This is a genomic window from Pseudomonas sp. AMR01, assembly GCF_041946035.1.
Lineage (GTDB): Bacteria > Pseudomonadota > Gammaproteobacteria > Pseudomonadales > Pseudomonadaceae > Aquipseudomonas > Aquipseudomonas antarctica_B.
In genome coordinates this window covers 1-4,282 of sequence record NZ_JAUTYR010000052.1, presented here as the reverse complement: position 1 = coordinate 4,282, position 4,282 = coordinate 1, and the positions used below count along the sequence as shown (strand labels likewise).

Below are 4,282 nucleotides of genomic sequence, written 5' to 3'. Positions count from 1 at the left end.
TGGTGTGTGTATCCGTTTTTTGGGTAACGGCCACCTATGGTTCCGCTCTTACAGCGGGTCACTTTTGGAAGGACCCAAAAGTAACCAAAAGGTCCTCGCCCCACCACTCGGCACCTCGCCTAGGCTCGGTGTGCCCTCACTCCGGCTTGAATCCGTGGGCCGCCGCGATGGGCCATCCCTGGCCCAGCGCGGCTAACCCGGCGTCCTGCCGGGTTACCCACGGATTCAAGCCTGCGTTCGGCCAGCGTGGTTTTACGGGGCGATTGAGATCAAAGGCCAGATCACAAGCCAGATCAAGATCACAAGCAGCTCAGGTGCCTGTCTCGCTTTTCTGTGGGAGCTGGCTTGCCTGCGATGCAGACACTTCGGTACATCAGGCACACCCGATTGATGCCATCGCAGGCAAGCCAGCTCCCACAGTTGACCGGGTTTGGTTTCAGCTATCAGGTCGGCTGTCAGGCCGCCTTGGCGTTGCTGGTGATCTTGATCCTGATCTTGATCTGAGACGCCCGTTAACCACGATGGCCGAACGCAGGCTTGAATCCGTGGGCAACCCGGCAGGACGCCGGGTTAGCCGTGCTGGGCCAAGGATGGCCCATCACGGCGGCCCACGGTTTCAAGCCGGAGTGAGGGCATGCCGAGCCTAAGCGAGGCACCGAGTGGTGGGGCGAGAGCCTTTTGGTTACTTTTGGGCTCTTCCAAAAGTGACCCGCTGTAAGAGCGGAACCGATATCAGCCATCACCGCAGCAACGGATATGTACACGATCAAAACCCAAGTCACCACTTCATGGTCATTTATGGAAAAGTCAAAGTTTCGCAAACTCGGAATGCTCGCCATCCTGGCAGTCGCCATCGGCCTGGTGGTCTACGCCGTCCAGGCCCCCGCCGACGCCCCCCAATACCTCACCGCCACCGCCGAACGCGGTGATATCGAAAACGCCGTCCTGGCCACCGGCCTGCTCGAAGGCATCAAACAAGTCGACGTCGGCGCCCAAGTCTCCGGCCAACTCAAATCCCTCAAGGTCAAAGTCGGCGACAAGGTGAAGAAAGGCCAGTGGCTCGCCGAAATCGACCCGCTGATCCTGCAAAACACCCTGCGCAAAGCCCAGGTCGACGAAGAAAACCTCCAGGCCCAACGCCGCGCCACGGCGGCGCAGCTTAGGCAAGCCAAGTCGGTGTATGAGCGCTACAAAGGCCTGCAAGTCGACGAGTCGGTCTCGCGTCAGGATTTTGAAGACGCCGAATCCACCTATCAGGTGCAGCAAGCCAACCTGTTGTCCCTGGACGCGCAAATCAAAAGTGCGCACATCCAGATCGACACCGCCAAGGTCAACCTGGACTACACCCGCATCAACGCGCCCATCGACGGCGACGTGGTGGGCATCGTCACCCAGGAAGGCCAGACCGTAATCGCCAGCCAGTTGGCGCCGGTACTGCTCAAGCTGGCCGACCTGGACACCATGACCGTAAAGGCCCAGGTCTCGGAAGCGGATGTGATCCACATCAGCCCCGGCCAGCAGGTGTATTTCACCATCCTCGGCGAGGCCGACAAACGCTATTACGCCAAGCTGCGCGGCACGGAGCCGGCGCCGCAGAACTTCCTTGAAACCCAGACCGCAGGCACCCCGAAACAGAACACCGCAGTGTTTTATAACGCGCTGTTCGACGTGCCCAACCCCGACCATCGCCTGCGTATCGCCATGACCGCCCAGGTGCGCATCGTGCTCGACACGGCTCAGGCGGCGTTGATGATCCCGGTGGCGGCACTGGGCGCGCGTAACAACGATGGCAGCTACCCGTTGCGCGTGCTGGATGCCAAGGGCAAAGCAGTGTCGCGGGATGTGAAAACCGGCATCAACAACAACGTCAAGGTGCAGGTCCTCGAAGGCCTGGCCGAGGGCGATAAAGTGGTGATCGGCGATGCAACCCCAGCCGTGACAGGGAGCTGACGGATGACCCAGCCACTGTTGGAACTCAAGGGCATCACCCGCAGTTTCATGGCCGGCGAGCGCGAATTCATTGCGCTCAAAGGCATCGACTTGACGATTCATGCCGGGGAAATGGTGGCGATCATCGGCGCTTCAGGCTCGGGCAAGTCCACGCTGATGAACATCCTCGGCGGCCTGGATTACGCCACCGCCGGCAGCTACAAAATCAATGGCATCGAAACCCGCTCGTTGGGCGATGAACAGCTGGCGGAGCTGCGCCGCGATTACTTCGGGTTTATCTTCCAGCGCTACCATTTGCTGGCGCACCTGAGTGCCTTGCACAACGTGGAAATGCCGGCGATCTATGCCGGCACTCCGGAGACTCAGCGCCACAGCCGCGCGCGGGAATTGCTTGAGCGGCTGGGGTTGGCGGGGCACACGACGCACCGGCCGAGCCAGTTGTCTGGCGGGCAGCAGCAGCGGGTGAGTATCGCGCGGGCGTTGATGAACGGCGGCGAAGTGATCCTCGCCGACGAGCCCACTGGCGCCCTCGACACTCACAGCGGCAAGGAGGTGATGCGCATCCTCGCCGAGCTGCACGCGGCCGGGCACACGGTCATTATTGTCACTCACGACCCCAAGGTGGCAGCGAATGCCCAGCGCATTGTCGAGGTCAGCGACGGCGAGATTGTCAGCGACAAGGCCAACGCCAGTGTCGGCCTGGAATTGCCGAGCGATGCGCCCATCCAGCCCAAACGCAGCGGCGCACGGCGCTTGGTGGCGAGCCTCGGGCTGTTCAAGGAAGCGTTCAACATGGCCTGGGTGGCGCTGGTGTCGCACCGCATGCGCACCTTGCTGACCATGCTCGGCATTGTGATTGGCATCACCTCTGTGGTGTCGATCTCGGCCATCGGCGAAGGCGCCAAGCGGTATGTACTGAAGGACATTCAGGCGATTGGCAGCAACACCATCGACATCTTTTCCGGCACCAGTTTTGGCGACAGCCGCGCCTCGGCCATCGAGACCTTGATGCCTTCGGATGTGGAGGCGTTGAACCAGCTGTATTACGTCGACAGTGCCACGCCAGTGGTGGGGCGAAATCTGTTGCTGCGCTTTGGCAACATCGACCTGGATGCCCAGGTGAACGGTGTGAGTGATCGCTACTTCAAGGTGAAGGGCTTGAAACTCGAAGCCGGTATTGCCTTCAGCGAAAGCGACGCGCGGCGCCAGGCGCAGGTGGTGGTGATCGACCACAACACCCGGCATCGACTGTTCGGGCCAAATATCGACCCATTAGGGCAAGTGATCCTGATCGGCAACCTGCCGTGCACGGTGATCGGCGTCACGGCTGACAATAAAAACATGTTCGCGGCGAGCAAGGCACTCAACGTGTGGGTGCCGTATGAAACCGCGGCGGGGCGACTTTTGGGCCAGCGCCACTTGGACAGCATCACCGTGCGCATCAAGGACGGCCAGCCGAGCAAGGTGGTGGAAGACAACGTCAACAAGCTGATGCTGCAACGCCACGGCACCAAGGATTTCTTCACCAATAACCTCGACAGCATTATGCAAACCGTGCAGAAAACCAGCCGCTCGCTGGCGCTGCTGTTGTCGCTGATCGCAGTGATTTCGTTGTTGGTGGGCGGCATCGGGGTGATGAATATCATGTTGGTGTCGGTCACCGAACGCACCCGCGAGATTGGTATTCGCATGGCGGTGGGCGCGCGGCAGTCGGATATTCGTCAGCAGTTCCTGGTGGAGGCGGTGATGGTGTGCTTGATCGGCGGGATCATCGGGATCTCGCTGTCCTATGCCATCGGCTACCTGTTTTCGTTGTTTGTGAAGGAATGGGAGATGGTGTTTTCAGTCGGCTCGATTGTCACGGCGTTTGCGTGCTCGACGCTGATCGGGATTGTGTTCGGTTTTGTGCCCGCCCGGAACGCGGCCCGGCTGGACCCGATTGAAGCGCTGGCCAGAGACTGAACAGAGCAAATCTCACTGACAAAATGCAGATCAAATGTGGGAGCGGGCTTGCTCGCGAATACGGTGTGTCAGGACCAGATTTTCTGGCTGACACTCCGCGTTCGCGAGCAAGCCCGCTCCCACATTTTAGATCGGTGTTGGCTTAAAAACTGGCGCCTTCCTCAGTCGAATACATCCACCGCAACAACGAATGCCGCCCGCTGATCCCCAGCTTGATCGCCGCGCGCTTCAAATAGCTTTCAATGGTGTTGACCTTCAGCGTCCGGCGCGACTGGACCCAATTGAAGCGCTGACCAGAGACTGAACAGAGCAAATCTCACTGACAAAATGCAGATCAAATGTGGGAGCGGGCTTGCTCGCGAATACGGTG

At 60.0% G+C, this 4,282-nt stretch carries 2 protein-coding genes and 1 pseudogene; 2 read left to right on the top strand and 1 reads right to left on the bottom strand.

Annotation, left to right across the window (positions count from 1 at the left end; genetic code table 11):
* Positions 1-798: 798 nt before the first annotated feature.
* Both macA and Q7C20_RS25120 read left to right on the top strand, forming a co-directional pair.
* Positions 799-1,950 (top strand): macrolide transporter subunit MacA, encoded by a 1,152-nt coding sequence (gene macA, locus Q7C20_RS25125; RefSeq protein WP_375070961.1) that lies wholly within the window; start codon positions 799-801, stop codon positions 1,948-1,950.
* Positions 1,951-1,953: 3 nt separating this feature from the next.
* Positions 1,954-3,912, top strand: a complete 1,959-nt coding sequence (locus tag Q7C20_RS25120) for a MacB family efflux pump subunit (RefSeq protein WP_375070960.1) — start codon at positions 1,954-1,956, stop codon at positions 3,910-3,912.
* A gap of 142 nt (positions 3,913-4,054) precedes the next feature.
* Here the strand turns inward: Q7C20_RS25120 and Q7C20_RS25115 are convergent.
* A pseudogene (locus tag Q7C20_RS25115) lies at positions 4,055-4,171 on the bottom strand (LuxR family transcriptional regulator); the annotation flags it as partial.
* Positions 4,172-4,282 lie beyond the last annotated feature (111 nt).